This window comes from Pedosphaera parvula Ellin514 (genome assembly GCF_000172555.1).
Lineage (GTDB): Bacteria > Verrucomicrobiota > Verrucomicrobiia > Limisphaerales > Pedosphaeraceae > Pedosphaera.
In genome coordinates this window covers 25,093-45,161 of record NZ_ABOX02000028.1, presented here as the reverse complement: position 1 = coordinate 45,161, position 20,069 = coordinate 25,093, and the positions used below count along the sequence as shown (strand labels likewise).

Annotated in this window: 15 protein-coding genes; 8 read left to right on the top strand and 7 right to left on the bottom strand. The window is 52.4% G+C overall.

Annotated elements, in window-relative coordinates:
* Positions 1-111 precede the first annotated feature (111 nt).
* Together CFLAV_RS19670 and CFLAV_RS19665 are read right to left on the bottom strand one after the other, a co-directional pair.
* Positions 112-1,125, bottom strand: coding sequence for a tyrosine recombinase XerC (locus CFLAV_RS19670; protein ID WP_007416565.1), 1,014 nt, complete (start codon positions 1,123-1,125; stop codon positions 112-114).
* Between the two features lie 6 nt (positions 1,126-1,131).
* A complete protein-coding gene (locus CFLAV_RS19665; protein ID WP_007416564.1) occupies positions 1,132-3,642 on the bottom strand; it encodes a DNA topoisomerase III in 2,511 nt (836 codons plus the stop codon).
* Positions 3,643-4,171: 529 nt separating this feature from the next.
* Between CFLAV_RS19665 and CFLAV_RS32720 the strand changes: the two genes are divergently transcribed.
* Together CFLAV_RS32720 and CFLAV_RS34255 are read left to right on the top strand one after the other, a co-directional pair.
* Entirely contained in the window at positions 4,172-4,999 is an 828-nt protein-coding gene (locus CFLAV_RS32720) for a DUF481 domain-containing protein (protein WP_007416562.1), read from the top strand.
* Positions 5,000-5,365: 366 nt separating this feature from the next.
* Complete coding sequence (locus CFLAV_RS34255; RefSeq protein ID WP_007416561.1) at positions 5,366-6,280, top strand: type II secretion system protein; 915 nt, start codon at positions 5,366-5,368, stop codon at positions 6,278-6,280.
* 14 nt (positions 6,281-6,294) lie between these two features.
* On the opposite strand, the gene CFLAV_RS35620 is transcribed toward CFLAV_RS34255, so the two are convergent.
* Complete coding sequence (locus CFLAV_RS35620; protein WP_160164620.1) at positions 6,295-6,471, bottom strand: hypothetical protein; 177 nt, start codon at positions 6,469-6,471, stop codon at positions 6,295-6,297.
* An 86-nt stretch (positions 6,472-6,557) separates the two neighbouring features.
* On the opposite strand from CFLAV_RS35620, the gene CFLAV_RS19645 reads away from it, so the two are divergent.
* Positions 6,558-6,956 (top strand): winged helix-turn-helix transcriptional regulator, encoded by a 399-nt coding sequence (locus CFLAV_RS19645; protein ID WP_237712423.1) that lies wholly within the window; start codon positions 6,558-6,560, stop codon positions 6,954-6,956.
* A 5-nt stretch (positions 6,957-6,961) separates the two neighbouring features.
* The gene (locus CFLAV_RS19640; protein ID WP_007416559.1) at positions 6,962-8,269 is read left to right on the top strand and encodes a 4Fe-4S binding protein; all 1,308 of its coding nucleotides are present in this window, start codon (positions 6,962-6,964) and stop codon (positions 8,267-8,269) included.
* A 211-nt stretch (positions 8,270-8,480) separates the two neighbouring features.
* On the opposite strand, the gene CFLAV_RS19635 is transcribed toward CFLAV_RS19640, so the two are convergent.
* A complete protein-coding gene (locus CFLAV_RS19635; protein ID WP_007416558.1) occupies positions 8,481-11,594 on the bottom strand; it encodes a CsgG/HfaB family protein in 3,114 nt (1,037 codons plus the stop codon).
* Between the two features lie 248 nt (positions 11,595-11,842).
* Between CFLAV_RS19635 and CFLAV_RS19625 the strand changes: the two genes are divergently transcribed.
* Both CFLAV_RS19625 and CFLAV_RS19620 read left to right on the top strand, forming a co-directional pair.
* The gene (locus CFLAV_RS19625; RefSeq protein ID WP_007416557.1) at positions 11,843-12,781 is read left to right on the top strand and encodes an ankyrin repeat domain-containing protein; all 939 of its coding nucleotides are present in this window, start codon (positions 11,843-11,845) and stop codon (positions 12,779-12,781) included.
* Between the two features lie 172 nt (positions 12,782-12,953).
* Positions 12,954-13,940 carry an aldo/keto reductase gene (locus tag CFLAV_RS19620; protein WP_040549526.1) on the top strand — a complete coding sequence of 329 codons (987 nt, stop codon included), beginning with the start codon at positions 12,954-12,956 and terminating at the stop codon, positions 13,938-13,940.
* Positions 13,941-14,277: 337 nt separating this feature from the next.
* Here the strand turns inward: CFLAV_RS19620 and CFLAV_RS19615 are convergent, their stop codons facing one another.
* The gene (locus tag CFLAV_RS19615; RefSeq protein ID WP_007416554.1) at positions 14,278-15,042 is read right to left on the bottom strand and encodes an endonuclease/exonuclease/phosphatase family protein; all 765 of its coding nucleotides are present in this window, start codon (positions 15,040-15,042) and stop codon (positions 14,278-14,280) included.
* Between the two features lie 327 nt (positions 15,043-15,369).
* On the opposite strand from CFLAV_RS19615, the gene CFLAV_RS19610 reads away from it, so the two are divergent.
* Both CFLAV_RS19610 and aroB read left to right on the top strand, forming a co-directional pair.
* Positions 15,370-17,805 (top strand): fibronectin type III domain-containing protein, encoded by a 2,436-nt coding sequence (locus tag CFLAV_RS19610; protein WP_007416553.1) that lies wholly within the window; start codon positions 15,370-15,372, stop codon positions 17,803-17,805.
* Between the two features lie 73 nt (positions 17,806-17,878).
* Positions 17,879-18,967, top strand: coding sequence for a 3-dehydroquinate synthase (gene aroB, locus CFLAV_RS19605; RefSeq protein ID WP_007416552.1), 1,089 nt, complete (start codon positions 17,879-17,881; stop codon positions 18,965-18,967).
* A gap of 44 nt (positions 18,968-19,011) precedes the next feature.
* Here the strand turns inward: aroB and CFLAV_RS19600 are convergent, their stop codons facing one another.
* Positions 19,012-19,323, bottom strand: a complete 312-nt coding sequence (locus CFLAV_RS19600; RefSeq protein ID WP_150107506.1) for a hypothetical protein — start codon at positions 19,321-19,323, stop codon at positions 19,012-19,014.
* Between the two features lie 106 nt (positions 19,324-19,429).
* The gene (locus tag CFLAV_RS19595; protein ID WP_007416550.1) at positions 19,430-19,891 is read right to left on the bottom strand and encodes an immunity 26/phosphotriesterase HocA family protein; all 462 of its coding nucleotides are present in this window, start codon (positions 19,889-19,891) and stop codon (positions 19,430-19,432) included.
* Positions 19,892-20,069 lie beyond the last annotated feature (178 nt).

Genomic DNA, 20,069 nt, shown 5'->3' with positions numbered 1-20,069 from the left:
TTTAGTCTGGCTATATGATAGTTCATATTGCCGATGCTCTAATCAACCAAAAACTGGTAAGCGTAAGTAAGCAAATACCACGCCATCCCGCGACTAAACTGCGTCAGAATTTTACGCACGAGGGTGTGCTGAGTCGTAAGCGCGCTTCAGTCTCTCGGTGCTAACATGAGTATAAACTTGCGTGGTTATTAGGTGGGCGTGACCTAGTAATTCCTGAACACTGCGCAAGTCGGCACCGGCATCCAGCATATGGGTAGCGTAGCTGTGACGGAGCTTATGAGGCGTGAGGCTTGGATCCAGTCCGGCGAGCGCCAGGTACTTCTTGAGCCGTTGTTGCAGCACTCGGGGTGAAAGTGCCGCCGCTTTCTCCGTTTCTCCAAGGAAAACAGGTGAGCCGCCGCCTGGCGACTGCTCCAGCGTGCTCCAATAGTTGCGAATGGCGGTCAGCGCAGGTTCTCCAATGGGCACCTGCCGCTCCTTTTTCCCTTTCCCACGAACTCGCACCAACTGTTCATTCCAATCGATATCCTGCGCAGTTAACCCACAGAGTTCGCTGATACGCAATCCGCACGAATAAATTGTCTCAAGAATGGCCACGTCGCGGTAGCACACAGTAGCAGAAATCGGACGACCGGGCCCTTTTTTCTTTGGCGTCGCCAACGGTTTTAGCGGCGCTCCCAAAAGTTCAACCATCTGCTGCGCAGTAAGAAATTTAGGCAGTCGCTTCTCCATTTTGGGCAGCGAGACGTTTTTGATCGGCGAAGCGGAAACAACTCCGTGTCTGATCAAAAACTTGTAAAAAGTTCTTAAGGCGCAAAAGCGCAATTGAATCGCCGCACGACTCAGGTTCCCACGGCCAAGAAATCGCAGGTAACCTCGAAAGTCATCACGATGTAAATTCTCCCAGGCAGGCTCAACTCCCCGCTCCTTGCGATGCCAACCATAAAATTCAACGAGCGTTTGCCGATAGTTCCTTTGAGTATAAATGGAAGCTCCCCGATCGGCGGCAAGATGATGGAGAAAAGTTTTGATCCATTTCTCCTCCGACGCCGAATTTGTTCCAGAAACCTCGGCAGGCTCAGGCGTCGGATCACCTTCCGGCACAGGAGAGGTTGAATCGCTCACAAATCATCAGGTTTTTTCAGTCGTCGCCGCTTCAGCTGGCGCTTTTGTCCTGGCGGCTCTGACAGCTTTTTCCCGCGGTGCAAATTCAAAACCCACCTTCCCACCTTCGCCAATAACCAGAAACGCAGAGAATGGACGGCCCTTCTTCGAAATAAACTTGGGCAGCAAATCGGTCCTGCCATTCGTCAGCAATTTCACCATTTGCGCGCGATCGATCTCGCGCTGTAAAATAATCTTGCCGGAACGAAAATCACACGTGCGATTGCCGCCAACCGCCTTCTCGCAAACATACGCCATGGGCGTTTCGAAAATCCGATTGCCGCACTTTGGACACTTCCCGACCGGCTCCTGCCCCGTGAAATCCACTTCCACCGCTGTGCCATCCGGGTTGGTTTGCCCCTGGCCGAAATCGAATTCGGGTTTGAACTCGGGAGTCATTTTAATGACGGCCGCAAATGGCTTGCCCATCTTGCTGCGGAACCCCTGCAACGGTCCAACCACTTTCTTCGAAATCAACTCTTCCACTTCCTCGATTTCAAGCTGCCGACCAGCCACAATTTTCCATAAGGCAAAATCACAACTCTGACATTGGAACTTTTTATAGTTCTCCTTGATTTCACCGCCACACTTTGGACAAGGAACCTTGAGCGTTGCAAAATCCCCTGGAACCGTGTCGCTCTCGTGTTGCTTCGCCTTGCTCACGATGGCACGGGTCATGTCCTCAATTTCGCGCATGAACTCCTCGCGCCTCAATTGGCCGCGAGACATTTCGCGCAATTTAAATTCCCAGTTCCCGGTAAGCTCAGGCGAGCATAATTCAGGAATATTCAATCCCCGCAACAGTGTAATCAGAGAAAATGCCTTCGCTGTTGGTTGCAATTCACGTCCATTGCGCAGAACGTATTTCTCGTAAAGCAAACCCTCGATGATGGCAGCCCGCGTCGCCGGCGTGCCCAATCCCTTCTCGCTCATCGCCTCGCGCAACTCTTCATCTTCCACCAACTTGCCCGCACCTTCCATTGCGCTCAACAGTGTGGCTTCCGAAAACCGTGCGGGTGGCTTCGTCTGGTTGGCAATAACCTCAACGTTTTTGGTATCGACTTTTTCATTTTGCTGCACCGCCACCAAAGTCGGCGTGTCATCGCTCTGCACTTCCTTGCCGTAAACTGCCATCCAGCCCGGATTCACCAGCACTTTGCCTTCGGTCTTGAACGGCTCACCGTCAACACGGGTGATGCGTGTCGTCACCAGGAATTCTGCCGCGGGATAGAACACCGCCAGGAACCGCTTCGTGACCAAATCGTAAAGTTTCTGCTCTGGCTCGCTCAAGTTTTTGGGAGCAAGGGCCGTTGGGATGATGGCAAAGTGATCAGACACTTTCGCATTATTAAATATGCGCTTGTTTGGCCTGACCCAATCCTGCTTCAAAATCGTATCCGCAAATGTGCTGTAACCCGTAATACCCTCCAACACGCCCAACGTCTGCTTCACGGTGGCAATGTAATCTTCCGGCAAGGCGCGGGAATCAGTTCGCGGATAGGTCAATACTTTGTGCTTTTCGTAAAGTGCCTGGGCCAACCCTAAGGTGTTCTTCGCCGAAAAACCAAAACGCCCGTTTGCTTCACGTTGCAAGCTGGTCAAATCATAAAGCAAGGGCGACAACTGGGTGGTCGGCTTGCTTTCTTCGGTGACGATTCCCGGCTTCCCCAGGCATTTTGTGCGAACCGCCTCCGCCTGCTTCAGGTCCCAAACACGTTCTGCTTTATGGTCAACGTCTCCATCTTTCCTCGAAAATTTCTCATCAAACCAACGCCCCATGTATTCGCCGGCTTGCGCACCGAACGTCCCATGAATTTCCCAGTAATCTCTGGGAACAAATTTTTTAATCTTCTCCTCGCGCTCAACTAAAATCGCCAATGTCGGCGTTTGTACGCGGCCCACTGTGGTCAGATGAAACCCGCCGGTCTTCGAGTTGAACGCCGTCATCGCGCGCGTGCCATTGATGCCTACCAACCAATCAGATTCCGACCGGCATACCGCGGCATCTGCCAACGGTTGCATCGATTCCCCGGTGCGCAACGCATCAAACCCTTCCCGAATCGCCGTCGGGGTCATGGATTGCAACCAGAGACGCTTGATCGGTTTGTCCGATTTTGCGTGTTGAACAATGTAACGAAAAATCAATTCCCCTTCGCGACCTGCGTCGCAGGCATTGATCAGTACATCGACATCCTTGCGTTTGATCAGCCTGGTCAAAACTTTCAGGCGCGGCTCGCTCTTTTCAATCGGCTGCAAACCGAAATGCGGCGGGATCACTGGTAGTTGCGGGAATGTCCATTTGCCACGCTTCACCTCGAACTCTTCCGGCACGCAGATCGTCAGCAAATGGCCCACAGCAGACGACAACACATAGCGATCACTCTCGAAGTAATCATCGTGCTTCGTGAATCCGCCGAGTGCCTTCGCGATGTCGCTGGCTACAGACGGCTTTTCCGCAATTATTAACGCTTTTCCCATGGATCTAACTCTTATTTTTTCGCAAAGGACGCTGCTTCAATGACCTTTACACCCTTGCAAGTGAGGGGAAACTGGCGCAAAAGCCAAAAAATGTCAATCGGACATCCTGAACCCCTCATATTCAGTGTTAAGCATGCCATCATTCTTACAACTCGCCAAATCCCTCACAGGCGGTCCACCCTCACAATTTTGCAATCGCTCACTTCCACCTTATAATCAATAACTTGCGTTGCATTCCTAATCCCCGGATCTTTTTCAGCTCGTTTTTCTTTTCCAACCTCAATATCGACGTGATTCAGGTCCCAATATTCCGCGAGCCAAACCTTACTTCACTCGATTTTGACCCCTTCTTATCTCATCATTAAGCTTTATTAAAAATTCCATTCCAAGCCTCAAAATCTATTGCATCCCACCACCATTTTACTATCTTCCCGCTCCTTTGTTGTACCCTCCCACTGAGGTTGTCGACAGGGCTCCGGCTATTCCAGACGAGTCTCTGTGAACCATCTTCAAAGATGTAACCAGCTGAATGACAGGAAACACCGTGCCCTTCAGCAAAGGGAAAGACCTGAATACCAAACTACGTACCATGAAATATTATGTCCTTGGAGCGAGTGTTTGCTCGTTCGCCTTCCCGTTAACCGTAACCGCCCAAACCCAACCCGCCCCGGTCACCAACGCCCCGGTGCCCGCCGTTGTGGAAATTGTGAAACCCAAGTGGGAAAGCAGTGCCGCCGCCGGCCTCACCCTCACCCGCGGCAACAGCCGAACCGTCCTCGCCACCGCGAATCTGGCAAGCCAGAGAAAGTGGTCCGATCAGGAACTCCTCCTCGGCACCGATGCCGCCTATGGCGCAAACAAGGGCGTCAAGGACACCGAATCCCTTCACGGCTTCTCCCAATATAACCGTCTCCTCTCAGACCGTTGGTATTATGGTGTGAAGTTGGAAGGCCTGCACGACGCCATCGCCGACGTGAAATACCGGTTCACCCTCGCACCGCTGGTTGGTTACTTTTTTATCAAGGAAAAAGACACCACCCTCAAAGGTGAAGTCGGTCCTGCCGCTGTCTATCAGAATCAAGGCGGCGACGCCAAAGGTTTCCTGAGCCTCCGCGCCGGCGAACGCTTTGAACACAAGTTCAGCGACACGGCAAAGGTGTGGCAATCCTTCGAAATTCTCCCGCAAGTCGACGATTTCAACAACTTCTTCATTAATGCCGAAATCGGTGCCGACGCCGCCCTTACCCAAAAGGTAAGCCTCACGGCTTACATCCAGGACACCTACTACAACGTCCCTGCCCCCGGCCGCCAAAAGAACGACATCAAACTCGTCTCTGGCATCAAATACAAATTCTGAAGACTTCGGTTATTACAAAAAGCTGTGCCGCTCAAACGCCGCACAGCTTTTACTTTTCACCCGGCGATCCCAATCCCACCGCCAGGCCGGTGGGTGGGGCGCCGTGCCTGTCCGGAAGGACCTCCGCTGCGCCGCACTGGCATGGTCCACGATCTTGTCCTGCCGAATATGCCTCAATTCGCGTAAGCGACCTCGCATCGCAAATCAAAAATTAATTCCGCTCTACGGGTTTTCCCCCATTCCACTCCCCCCATCCATCATTCTACTTTTTATCCGGTTTTTCTTTGTATTGATCCCAAAGCCACACCAGAAATGTGACACTTTTGGATTCTAGATGGCAGGCCAATTGAGAAACGAATCGGACCTATGCGACCACTTCATCAAGAAACCGCCAGCGCCGGTTTCACATTGATTGAACTTCTGGTCGTCATCGCCATCATCGCCATTCTGGCTGGACTTCTCCTCCCTGCACTCGCGGTCGCCAAAGAAAAAGGCCGTCGCGCAGCTTGTCTCAGCAATCAACGCCAGCTCGGACTCGCCGCCCGGCTTTACATGGACGATTACAACGGCGGGCTCTTCCACCACCACGAAGGCTGGGTCCTCGATGACGGCACCCAAACCGATACGCTCCCCAGCGACCCCGCCGGTTGCGCCGGTGGCGGCTCCGGCAACAGTCAGGCCGAAAAACCATGGGTCATCTTTTTCCAGCCTTATCTCAAAAGCCGACAGGTCGCCTTCTGCCCCTCCGACCGCACCGTCCGCTCCACTTTTCTCGCCGTTAACTTGATGCAATATAACGGTGAGATTGCCGACGTCAGCCAGGAGCCACCCGTCGATTCCGAGCAAGCCCTTGCCGAAAAAGATTTCCTCACCATAGAGAGCTATCTCCTCGACTCCGTCTTCACCCATCGCTCCGCCCGTTACGCTGTCGAAGGCGCACTGGGCGGCTTCGCCACCGATACCGCCGTTGCCAACCTTTCCAATCGCAACCTCATACTCTTCTCCGAACGTAACTCCGAAGCCATGAACGCCCGTGACAACCCCGACTACGGCGCAGTCTCCCAGGACGACTACGACACCTGGGTCGGCGAAGCCGCGCTCGTTCAATGGGGTTCCGGCAACTACGCCAATCAGGGCTGGATCAAATACAATCGCCACCTCAAAGGCGCCAACTATGTCTACGCCGACGGCCACGCCGAATACGCCCGCTGGACCAAAGCCCGCCTCGACCAATATCCCGACCACCTCGTCCGCAAACCCCTCCCCGCCCCGCCGCTTTAAAAGGTACCCGGGATTCAAATCCTGCGCGCCAGCAAGCAATTAATGGTGGAAAGAGACTCCTGTCGAATTCTGACCTCGTCGGTAACACTCCTCACCACATCGAGCTTCTCCGCGAACGCGCCCCACAATCCCAAATCCTCCCGCCAGGCACATTCGCTTGCTCCGCTTCCCGGACCTGCCTTGCGCTTCAACCCAATTCATCGTGCTGACCGCGTAGGCGGCCGGCGAATCACATTTGACTTGCACTTCGCAAGTTATCTCTGGACTAACTTGCACTATGCAAGTAATATTCCAGTGTATGGAATCGACATTGAAAACCACCCGACGTTCCCCTTGCCCCGTCGCTTGCACGCTCGATATCATCGGCGATCGCTGGACCCTCCTCGTCGTTCGCGACCTCCTCTTCGGCAAACATTATTACCAGGAATTCCTCGCCTCACCCGAAGCCATCGCGACGAACATTCTTTCCGCCCGTCTGAAAATGCTCGAAGCCGCGGGTTATATCCGCATGGTGGGTGATGCCGCTGACGGACGCCGCATCCGCTATGAACTGACTAAAAAGGGCCTCACACTCCGTCCCTTGATGCGCAGCATTGCGGATTGGGGCCTCAAAAACATTCAGAAGACTAAAATCTTTAATCCCCTGGCAGACCCTGCATCCGCTGTCCGCAAATAACCTTTATGAATGCCTCCACCGCTTCACCTTCGGCCTCCTCTTCCAGGCAAATTCTCAACGCCGATTCTCTCCGCCAGCTTTGCCTTGAACTCGGTGCCGACGACGTCGGATTCGTTGAGTTAAATCGCCCCGCCCTCGACCCCGAGCGCGCCGATATCCTCACTGCCCTGCCCGGCACTCGCACCCTCATCAGCTTCACCTGTCGCATGAATCGCGAGCCCATCCGCTCACCATTCCGCTCCCTCGCCAACAAGGAATTTCATCAAGCAAGCGACATCATCAGCGAAGTTGGCCACAATATTAGCCGCGAACTGGAACGAAAATCCATCCGCGCGCTCAATATCAGTGCCGGTTTTCCAATGGAAGCCGATCGTTTCCCCGGCCGGCTCTGGGTCATCTCGCATAAACCGCTTGCTGAAGCCGCCGGACTCGGCCGCATGGGCATCCATCGCAATGTCATTCACCCCAAGTTCGGCAGTTTCATCCTTCTCGGCACCATATTGATTGATGCCGAAGTCACTCAATACTCCCACCCAATCGATTACAATCCCTGCGTCGAATGTAAACTCTGCGTTGCCGCCTGTCCCGTCGGAGCCATCCACGCGGACGGCCATTTTAATTTTTCCGCCTGCTACACCCATAACTATCGCGAATTCATGGGCGGCTTCAATGATTGGGTCGAGACCATCGCCGATAGTCGCAACGCCCGCGATTACCGGAGCCGTGTCACCGGTGCCGAAACCACCTCGATGTGGCAAAGCCTCTCCTTCGGTGCCAATTACAAGGCGGCCTACTGTCTTGCCGTCTGTCCTGCCGGTGAAGACGTCATCAGTCGTTTTCTCACCAATAAAAAGCAATTCGTCACCGACATCCTCCGCCCGCTGCAGGAAAAGAAGGAAACCATTTACGTCATCCCCGGTTCCGATGCCGAGGACCACGTCAAAAAACGATTCCCCTGCAAAACCGTAAAGCAAGTGCACAACGGTCTCTACGTTTCCTCCATTGCCCAATTACTGAATCGCCTCCATGTCGCCTTTCAGCCCAATCAATCTGCCGGCCTGGATGTCACCTACCATTTTACTTTTACCGGCGCGGAATCTGTCAATGCCACCATCACCATCCGCGACAAACGCCTCACAGTTCAGGAAGGACTCATCGGCACGCCCAACCTCCACGTCACCGCCGACGCCACCACCTGGCTCGGCTTTCTTCGCAAAGAACGCAACATCCTTTGGGCTCTCCTCACCCGCCGCATCCGCCTCAAAGGAAAAATCGCCCTCCTCAAACAATTCGCCCGCTGCTTCCCCTCGTAAAATTCCAACTCTGATAATTTCAAATCACCCCACTTCCGCACCAGCACCCAGGAATTCAATCCCACCGCCAGGCACTTTCACTTGCGTTGGTAAGGAACATTGCCCGTCTGGAGAGACTTGCGCCCCGCACCCTAATCTCCCTCGCGAGTTACGCAACCAACTCAGTACATGAAGTAGACCATCTCTCTCAACTTGCGCCCCAAAAAATTCTCTATTTTACCTCATGAGCTGGCTCTCGGGGCAAACGATACAGCTTGTTTCCAGCTGAGACCCACAGGTCATCGCCTTCAACCTGAACGGATTTAATAACCACGCCTTCGTGTCGCAAATCACATAGCTTCTCCACCCTGCCTGTGGCTATATTGATAAGTGCTAAAAAACCTTCTCCCCCGGCCCAAACGCGGCCTCCATCAAGTGCCAATGCTTTTACTCCCTTGAATCGATAGCCATTTTCCTCCCGCAGGCATTTTAGAAGTGGAACCACAAGGTGTTGTTGCTTTTCCCGATCGTAAATATCGATCCCACCAGCATAACTGTCACTGGCCATCACGAATGCATTCGGGGTGGCGACCACGGCTCGAAAGGTGGATCGATCAATCTTTATCGTGCTATTCAACGAATTCCATTCATCAACACTGAGCCTCCATTCATCTTTGCTTACATAATAGCGCTTCAGACCAACCCCTCGAACCAAAACCCAAAGTTCGTCCGGGATGATTTGAGAAAAACTCGCGATTCTTTCCTTTGGCGGACCATGCTCTGGGTTGCCTACAAAGTGTCGAGAAAGTCCACTGGTGACGGTTTGCAGGCTTTTCTCGTTCAGTTCGACACCAAGTCCATGCACTTGTTTGCTCGGGAGATCCATGTAACCAACTCCTCCTTCGCTCCGCTTGCCATAGCCGATCCAGAGTCGGTTTCCACTTAGAAATAAAGAACTAATATTCGGAAGAAACAGCCCGTCGCGATAAACTTTAATTTGTGCCGTATGTTTGTTCAATTCCAGGATGCCATTTCCGGCAGTGCCTAACCAAACCTGCTCCTTATCCACACAAATGCAGGTAATTTCGTGCTCTATACCATCTGGCAGCTTTATTTCTCGATACGTTTCCTCGCTTTTATCATATTCAAATAGCAAACAACCGTCCGCCATCCAGATGCGGTTCCCGTCGCACGCAATCAAAAAATTCTGCCCGAGTGTCGCCAGGGACTTTCCAAGGGAAAACTTCCCGGGTGCACGCTTCGCCTGGTCCTCAGAATCCGCTGGTAAATGTCCGGCAATACCCAGATGTTGACGACATTCCTCCGCTGCCTTTTCCGCGCTAAATTCGGTTCTTTCCTTCCCCCACGGGCCTTCAGGACCAATCAACATCTCCAATTTACCCATGGATTCAAACGCAGCCAGGGCTTCGCGCCAGCGTCCCTGCTCGCGATCGCAGTAAGCCATGCAAATTTGAAATTCTTTTCCCGCCCATCCCATGTCTTGATCGTGGAACATCGTAACAATCGTTCCAGCTTTCTCAGCCAGGTCATAAAGCTTCCCGGACATGGACCGTTCCACAATGCGTAAAAACAAATCATGATTCCTTCGGCTTTGAGCTTTGACTATTTCGGGACTTCCAGCCAGAACGGCCAACAACTCACGAAGTCGGTTGGGATGGCGTCCCGACTCAATTGGAACGTGCACGAACGCACAGCCAAGAATATAAACCTCCATGCTTGGAAACTCTTTCACCATCACATCAGAAATTTGTTCGATGTACTTGTGTGCATTATCGCGCGGTAAAAACAAACAGACTTCGCTGAAAAACCCGTCGACGATGTGATAACAGTCCATATCCTTCTCCTTGACTGTCCCGGCAAATGCCAAATCTCTTTCACAGGCCGCAAACGCCATTTTCTTTGCATACTCGACCCTTTCCTCCGCTGACATCTTTCCAGCTTGAAAAAGCTGCGTTGCAGGTTCCTCCATCATTCGGAAAACCCTTAGCCGACGGTCCGCATTCGTGGTACTTTCCGCCTCGGCGGAAAGCAATTGGATTGCCTTCCGGTCATCCCGCTGTAAGTAAGATCGTATGAAAAGTGTGCGTGCCAACTCCCGCATCTTTGCGTCCGAACCGGTGGACATAACCTCCTGATAATAATCTCTTGCCTGTTCGGGTCTATCTATGTCCGGCGAGCACAAGCAAAAAGCCAGGTACATCTTGGCTTCGTCCCACTCGGGTTGCAGGAGCAGAGCCGCCTGGAATTCCTGCACGGCAGCTTCGATGTTCTCCCGGCGCTTTTCCTTATTTTCACTAATCAAATACCCTCCAATGAAAGAATAACCATCAACCAAAGTTCTCAAACTGGAAAGCGCTTTGCCCCTTTCGAAATGCTCCTGAGACTCCTTTTGTTTTAAGGTGGGGGGGTGCGTGCCGTCAGTATTTTCGATGACAGAATCAATGGCCTTGGCGATTTTGACATCCAGCTCGGCCCCAGGGATTTCCTTGAAACTGAATGTTTTCACAATGCCTCCGATCCTTTGCACCCTTAGCACCAGACTTATCTTGAATTGAGTATCCTGAAACGTTCGATAAATCCCATCAACCAGCACAAAAGCCGGACGAATCGTGGGAGTGGAGCCATTATTTTCTGTCAATCCCGCGAGGTTTAAACGCAGCTCACTATACAATGCATCCATCTGTGAACGTTCAACAATGGAAACCCGTGTTCCTTGATGAGAGCTCTCAAGACTCGTCCGAAGTGCATTGCCAAAACTGCCGAACCGATCATCGACACTCAAATTTTCGAAGTTGCCGATTCCAAACACGATACGTTGTTCATGATGTGAATAAATCCTGGTGGAATTTTTCACAAAATCTACGATGCGGTCGCCGGTCTGATTCACGTCATTGTTCTGAACAGGAATCAGTGCCAGATCACGAATTTGCCCGGTCTGTGCGTCCAATATTTTTATTACGAGCGAGTCGATGCCACCCGACTTCTGACGGGATCCAGTCAACAGCCACTCTGCACCAGCTAGTTTTCCAACCTGGACGGCCTCGCTCGCTTTCATTGGTTGGGAAAGCGACAATGACATTTCCTTTACAATCCGATCCATGGCCTGTCTCTCTACCAGCTCCACCTCCTTTACTTCGGACAACCGGGCAGTCAGCAGATCGGCTAAAAGTGCGCTCGATTGCTCAGCATTCGGCTCCACTCCCAAATTGAACCTGCCAATCCCGAGTCGTACAGCATGGGATTTGACGCCCCGCTCCGCCGCAGCTGAACTATCAGTCACCCAGACGGTAAATCCTCCGAGCATCGTTAGCAGGAGGAACAACATTGGAAGAATACCGTGGCTGCAACTGCGCCTCCCGGGTTTAAAACAATTAAAACTGGACATAATCTGTTTAGCATTTGGACAGTTGCCATGCTCCCATCCTTGCTTGTCATCTGGAGCAAATCGTCGGCCAACGGTTTCATTGGCACGACCTTTTGCCAGTCACGAGGCACTTCCTGCAAACGGGTTATGGTTGGTCGCATTATTGCTAACATGGCTGGAAGCCGGATGAATGAACTTGGAAACAGAACATGATTTTTAGGAGCGCAATCGTAACATTTTGGCAAACCGTCCTCTTTAGTTTCCTTTGGGGCGGGATCGCGGTTGTGAACCTGTCGGCCGAAGATTGGGACGCAACGCTCCTTTCCGCCGCTGAACATGGCGAAATAAATCCGCTGACTGAAGCGTTAAATCATGGTGCGCACGTCGATGCTCGCAATGTAGAAGGTTGGACACCCCTCATATTCGCGGCCAAAATCGGCAATCTGGAGATTACGAAAGCGCTCCTTGCGAAAGGTGCCAACGCCAACGGGCGGAGTTCTAGTGACGAAGGCTCAACAACTCTCGCCTTTGCCGTCCATGGCGGAAATCTCCAGGTCATCCAAACCCTCCTGGACCACGGCGCTAAAGTGGATGGAAGAGCTAAAAATGGTATGACTCCTCTCGTCTATGCCTGTCAAAACGGAAAGCTCGAAGTCGCTGCGTTTTTACTCTCACGAGGTGGGGATGTGGACCTTTTTGGTTCTGCGGACAGCGGTGGGGAATTTTATAATCCTCTCATGGCTGCTGCCCGGGAAGGACACGCTGAAGTCGTGAAACTGTTAATGGCCAAAGGGGCTAAGGTGGACAAAAAGAATAATGCCGGCACCACGGCCTTAATGGAGGTTGCCAAACGTCCCTATCCTCAGATTTTGAAAATGCTCCTGGATAAAGGGGCAAATGTGAACACACGGGGGACGCACGGCCACACCGCCCTCATCTATGCAGCTTATAATGGTCATTTGGAAAATATAAAACTTTTGCTTGCTGCCGGCGCCGACCCTTTTGCCACAGCGACAGATGATCCAGATCCCGAAAGGGAATTCGGAAGATATGACGCCGTTGCCCTGGCTGAACAACAGGATCATCCTGAAGCAGTGGGTTTAATCCGCGCTGCCCAAAGACGTCTCCGTCCTCCTTCTGGCCACTGACAAGGTCACTATTACTAACGAATTATAGTCTGTAATAGTCTGGAGAAACTGGTCCCTGCGCTTCTAATTCTTCCCCTCTCAACTTCATCCTCTAAAGTCGCATCCGATAATCTCAATACTCGCACAACCATCCCACTTCATTTAAACTACATTCAACAACGAGATGGGAATTATGGATTACGTAAATTTTGGCAAAACCGGCTTAAAAGTCTCCCGCCTGTGCCTCGGCTGCATGACCTACGGGGTGCCGGAACGCGGCAGTCATCCTTGGACGCTCAACGAGGAGCAAAGCCGTCCTTTCATTCAACGAGCACTCGATGTCGGCATCAATTTCTTCGACACCGCCAATAGCTACTCCGATGGCACCAGCGAAGAAATCGTCGGTCGCGCTCTCCGCGATTTTGCCAAACGCGACGAAATTGTTCTCGCCACGAAAGTCTTTTATCCCTGGCGCAAAAAGCCAAACACCGGTGGACTTTCTCGCAAGGCCATCATGACCGCCATCGATGCCAGCCTGCAACGACTCGGCATGGACTACGTCGATCTCTACCAGATTCATCGCTGGGATTACGAAACACCCATCGAAGAAACCCTCGAAGCGCTGCACGACGTCGTCAAATCCGGCAAGGCCCGTTACATCGGCGCTTCCTCCATGTATTCCTGGCAATTCTGCAAAGCCTTGCATCTCGCCGATCAAAACGGTTGGACACGCTTCGTTTCCATGCAGAATCATTACAACCTGCTCTATCGCGAAGAAGAACGTGAGATGATTCCCTTGTGCCAGTCCGAAGGCATCGGCGTGATTCCCTGGAGCCCGCTCGCACGCGGTCGACTCGCCCGTCCATGGGAAGACGAACCCTCCACGGCCCGCGCCGGGACGGATGAATTCGGAAAATTCCTCTACAGCAAAACCCAGGAAGCCGATCGCCGTGTTGTCGAACGCGTTGGTCAGGTTGCCAAAGCCAAAAGCGTCCCGCCCGCTCAAGTTGCCCTCGCCTGGCTCCTGCACAAAGCAGCAGTCACCGCCCCCATCATCGGCGCTTCCAAACCGCATCACCTTGATGACGCCCTTGCCGCCTTGAAATTGAAACTCACCCTCGAAGAAATCAAAGCCCTTGAAGAATCCTACGTCCCCCACCCCGTCCTCGGCTTTTCATAATCTGCGCTTATCCGAGTCCCTCTGCATTTGAAAGGGATTTTCCACTAACACACCCTCTTCTCACGCCTCCGGCGGAGTGGACGCTGTCCCTCATTTTCATCGGGCATCACCACATGAATTTCTCCCGTTCCGCTGCTCGATACCAGCGCAGCATGCGTGCGCCCTTTCGTTCCCCTCAACATGTGTGCACCTGCCATCTGCGTCCCGCGTCGTCCTTCAAAACTTCTTATCCGCCTGTCCGCCATAAACATCACCCCCATCCACACTCAACGTAACACTATTCCAAAAGCCTTGAAGTATTCATTATGAGAGAGGCTACTCAACCTACTCTCAACTCTCATCTAAATTCCAGCCATGTCGCAATCGGAAAATGATCACTCGGCATTTCGCCACTCTTGGAAAATGTAATAACTTCCGCTGCTTCCGCCGTCACCGGCCCACGCGTCAAAATCCAATCAATGCGCGGTCCATTCGGCACCGCCTTGTGATACCCATGGAAAGTTCCGACCACGTTTCCCCGATGTTGCGGCGCAGTGACCCAGGTATCCTTCAGAAAATCTCCCTCCATCAAAATCTTATACGCTGCATTCGTCCCTGCACCCCCATTAAAATCACCGCCCAGGATCACTGGCAACTCAGTCTTCAATCCCTCGATGCGTTGACGCACCAATTCCGCACTCTTCTCTCGCGCCTTCTGAACTTCGTGATCGAAATGGGTGTTGAAGAAATAAAATTCCTTGCCCGTCTGGCGGTCCTTGAAACGCACCCACGTGACCATGCGCCGGTTCTTGTTGCCCCACGTCGATGAGCCGATCACGTCCGGTGTGTCGGAGAGCCAGAAATGATCGTATTCCATCGGTTCCAACCGCGACTTGCGATAAAATACCGCCATGAATTCACTCCGGCTGCCACCATTTCGCCCCAGCCCGATCCAATCATAATCCGGCAGATCGCTGGCTATATCCTTGATCTGTCCATACAACCCCTCCTGTGTCCCCATGACGTCCGGCGAAACGCTCTTGATGCACTCCTGCATCGCCGGCCTGCGATCCGGCCACGCATGCGGTTTCTTCAGGTCAGCATACCGCAGGTTGAAACTCATCACGCAAAGAGTATTTGAACTTTCTGCTCGCAGACACGCAGGCGACTGAAGCGAAATCAAGATCAGCAAACAACAAAGGTATTTCATGATTCGCTAATACTTGAATGCGAAACAGGGCGATCTTTCAAGCGCAATCAGGGATCATCCTGAATATCCGCATTGGCCCGACTGCACCATTTCCACCTTGGCACCTGATCTGCCATGGTGGTGGAAACCACCTTTCAAACTCAGTCAAATTACCCGGCCTTTTCAGGTTTAGACCCCAATTGCAGGATCGAGCTCTCTCGACCACCTTAGCGCCCATGCAGAAGTATAAAGGAAACCCGTATGATATATCGGAAGGTCCCCCGGTCCGAGGCAGGCTGGCACATACGCCTGAATGCTTTTGTAAAGACTTTTAAAACGAAACTCAGCGTCATCGTGTTGCTCTGTTGGGCGCTTGGGCTGAGAACCGCTTTGGCTGTCGATGCCACGTGGGAATACTCCGTTCGCGTCAGCGCGTATGTTCAGTCATCGCCACCTCAAATTACTTTGACATGGCCGCAGGATACTCTCGGCATTCCCAACAGCTACACTATCTACCGCAAATCCCTTGATGCCACAGATTGGGGTTCCGGAACCACGCTCTCTGGCAACTCCACCAGTTACACCGATTACAACGTCAATGACGGCGGCACTTACGAATACCAAATCGTAAAACAGGCCTCGGCTTATACCAGCTATGGTTACAATTATGCGGGCATCGATGCGCCATTGATTGAATCCCGTGGCACCCTGCTGCTCGTGGTTGATAACACTTACGCCTCCGACTTGGCAAATGAACTTAGCCTTTTGCAACAAGACCTCGTTGGTGATGGATGGTCCGTAGTGCGCCAGGACGTTGGTCGCGGCGATTCGGTCCAAAGTGTGAAGTCATGGATTCAAGGCCAATACAATGGCGACCCACAAAATGTGAAGGCTGTCTTCCTCTTTGGTCATGTGCCTGTTCCCTACTCCGGCGATATCTCCCCTGACGGACATCCTCCTGATCACCAGGGCGCCTGGCCGGCAGATGTTTATTATGGCGACATGGACGGCAACTGGACGGATTATTGGGTTTACGATGTGAACGCCAGTGACTCGCGCAACCATAACGTCCCGTACGACGGCAAATTTGATCAATCCACCATACCGGGCACCGTTCGACTCATGGTCGGCCGCGTAGACTTGGCGAACATGCCCGGTCAAAACACCTGGAACAGCCCACCCTCGTTCCCGAGCGAACTCGACCTGCTGCGCAACTATCTGAATAAGGATCATAACTTTCGCTTCAAACAAATCGATGTGCCCCGGCGCGGAGTGGTGGGCGATTACTTTGGCTTTTATGATGGTGAAGCTTTCGCTGCCAGCGGTTGGCGCAACTTTGCTCCTTTCTTCGGAGCAAATAATATCGATTCCTTGCCGAACGAAGGGTCATGGATTCGATGGCTGAACTCCAACCCTTACCTTTGGGCCTATGCCTGCGGCCCCGGTGAATGGAGCAGCATCAACGGCATCGGCAACCAGGGGAATTATTACACCGGCACCACGACCGATATTGTAGGCAACAATGTACAGGCGGTCTTTACGCTGATCTTCGGCAGTTGGCTGGGTGATTGGGATGTGCAGGATGATTTGATGCGCTCCATTTTGGCGACACCAACCTACGGTCTTGCCTGCGGTTGGAGTGGTCGTCCGCATTGGTTTTGCCACCACATGGCTTTAGGGCAACCGATCGGCTACAGCACGCGTCTGACTCAAAACAATGGCCAGTACGGTCTCTACCAAAATGACTTAAACGAGTATGCGGGCTACGTTCACATTGCACTCATGGGCGACCCCGCTTTGCGCATGCATGTAGTGGCGCCACCGTCCAATTTATACCTGAGCGCAAACCCGGGTGGAGTCTATGTTTCCTGGAACGGCTCAGGCGATTCCGTAATCGGCTACAACATCTATCGTTCAGCAGATGCCAACGGCCCATTCATCCGCGTGAACAATTCGCCCGTGACCAACACCTCCTACACCGATGCCACCGTGCCATCCGGTACTTTCACCTACATGGTTCGCGCAGTGAAACTGGAGCTCAGTGGCAGCGGAACCTATTACAACGCCAGCCAGGGAATTTTCTCGACAGTTACCGTTGGCACCGGACCGCCACCACCTCCGCCCGGCAATCCGACCGTTACTATCATGGCGACAACGCCCACTGCTTCACGGCTAAACTCCTCGCATGGCACGTTCACTATTACGCGTGTTGGAGATACGAGCACCGACCTGGCCGTCCATTACTTCTTTGCCGGCACTGCCGCCCAGAGTGATTTTCAGGTTTCGCCGAACAACACTCCCGGCATTATCGTCATTCCCGCCGGGCAAGCCTCGGCCACTCTCGATGTCATTCCTGTTGGCGCGGGCCAGTCCGGTTCTGAAACAGTGACCGTGGCGATCACTGATGACTTTCCTTCCCCAGGCTACACCATCGGCTGGCCGGAGAATGATACTGTGACCATCACCGGGAGCACCAACGTCACTGGAATTTCAATTCAAGTAAATGCCAATGGCGTGAAACTCACCTGGCCGAGCCAGTCGGGTGGTTCGTATCATGTGCTCTACAAAACCAGGCTGAGTGATAATTGGAACGACTTTGGCACTACGATCACCGCCGCAGGTTCAAGTGCTTCCTGGGTGGACACCAGCGGTGGTAAAGATTCCCAACGCTTTTATTCCATCTTCAAAACAAATTAAACCCGCACTTCTCGAATGGATTCAAATAACCTAAGGCTTGCGGGATTCAGTCTGGAATCCCTATTGTTGCTCCATGCGAAGTGTCAACGTGCCCTTGGGCAACCGCAGTTATAATATTCTCATTGATCGCAACTTGCTCAAGAGCCTAGGAAGTGAATGCTCCAAGCTCGGTCTTGGCCAGCGTTGCGCCATTATCTCCGACAGCAACGTCGCTCCCAAGTTTGCCAAAACCGCGCTGGCTTCACTCAAAAAGGCAGGCTTTGATCCAGTTCTGATTACTTTCCCTGCAGGAGAGTCGTCCAAGAGTCTTAAGTCAGTCCAATCCTGTTATGATCAACTTGCGAAGCATCGCCTGGAGCGCAAGTCCTTCATCGTTGCACTGGGTGGTGGCGTCGTGGGCGACCTCGCTGGTTTCGTCGCGGCCACATATTTGCGCGGGATTGCTTTTGTCCAGGTTCCAACGACTCTGCTGTCTCAAGTCGATAGTTCCGTTGGCGGCAAGGTTGGGGTGAACCTGAAAGCTGGAAAGAATCTTGTCGGCGCATTTTATCAGCCGCGCCTCGTCCTCTGCGATTTGGATACGCTAAATACCCTGCCGCTTCGCGAATACCGCTCCGGTCTGGCTGAAGTCATCAAGTATGGCATTATTTACGACGCACCGATGTTCGCTGATTTGGAACGGAACATGCCCAAACTCCTCAAGCGGGATATCAACGCACTCGCGAGCGTCATCGCACGCAGTTGTGAGATCAAGGCCGATGTCGTCGGGCAGGATGAAACCGAAAGCGGGCTTCGCGCCATCCTGAACTTCGGCCACACGATAGGTCACGGTTTGGAAGCCATTTCAGGTTACGGCAAATATCTTCACGGCGAAGCCATCTCCATCGGTCAGGTTGCCGCCGCCGAACTCTCCGCCCAAGTGCTCGGCCTGCCCCGTGAAGACGTCGATCGCATCCGCAAATTATTTAAGCGATCTGGTCTCCCGATAAAGGTGAAGCTTAATGCCGGTCAAATGAAACGTTTGTTCGCCGCCATGATGCTCGACAAGAAAGTAAGCAGCGGTGAAATCAAATTCGTCCTGGCTGAGAAGATTGGCCGTGTTGCATTCGGCCAAAAAGTTTCCATGGACCTGATTCCTCCGGTGCTTAAGACATTGTCCTAGCCAATGCTCTTTCTGCACACCTTAAGAATTACGAAGCAATATTATTACGACCGCTCCGAGCTAACTTCCTTCCACTGCAAGAACGGATATTCAGCTTTGAACCGAATGAGATTCACATCGCCAGAATATATCAGTTCAATGGCACGTTCTGCCATTGGAATATTGATTTGAGTTCCAATGGCTTTGGGTTTGCTGGTATCCAGTAGTTCCAGCCACCACATGGCATTTTTCTGAAGGAGTAATTGAATCACTGTGTTATTCCCGGTTTCAAAACCGATAAAGCTGTCCGGCTGCTTTAGACTTAAAAACAAGGTTTGGGAGCGCAAGAGGTCGCTCTCGACAGCGTTTTTCGGCAAAACCGTTTCTCCGGTTTCTGAATTGTAAAAATATATACGATACTTGACCATCATCGCCTTTCGTTCAGGAGTTGTCGCTATTCTCCCGTAGCTATATCAAAAGCGCTCACTTCGTGAGTAGCCTGGTTAATACAATTTCGGCAGCACCCGCACCTGATAATGAATCATTTTCCAAACCTGTGAGTCCATTTGGCGCGGGTTCTTCTCTAATAACAACATTGGGGTCGGTGTCCGAGCGATAGACCAGCCAAGCCTTGGGCCGCAGAGGATCGCGGCGGATGAAGACCGGCATTGGCCAATCCGCCCGCTCCCATGATTTGGAAAGGCCGATGATTGGCCACTCACCTTTAACTAGTGAAAGGTCGCCGACCTGAAGCTTACGAATGGCGTTCTGTGGGTTCAAAGTTTCCACCTCTTCCAGTGTTGGAACCGACATCCGCCGTGGCCCGAAAAAGTAGCCGAGGATGACTTTTCCTTTCGCAGTAGCCCGCGCAACTACACCTATGGCAAAACCACCTTGTCGGAGTGGGACAGCGAACCAGGTTCCTTCTTTGTACGGTAGTTTCATCTGTTTTGATTCAAGAATGACTCTGCGGAGTTAATGTAGTTAACTCGATTAGGATTCATAGGACTAATCGGATTTATTTTATTAACTTAGAGACAGGGCCGTGAGTAACGTGAAGCTGTGACCGGTACCGCCATCGGAAAAGTTGGCCAAAAGCCTGCTATTGGTTGCCGTCTATTGT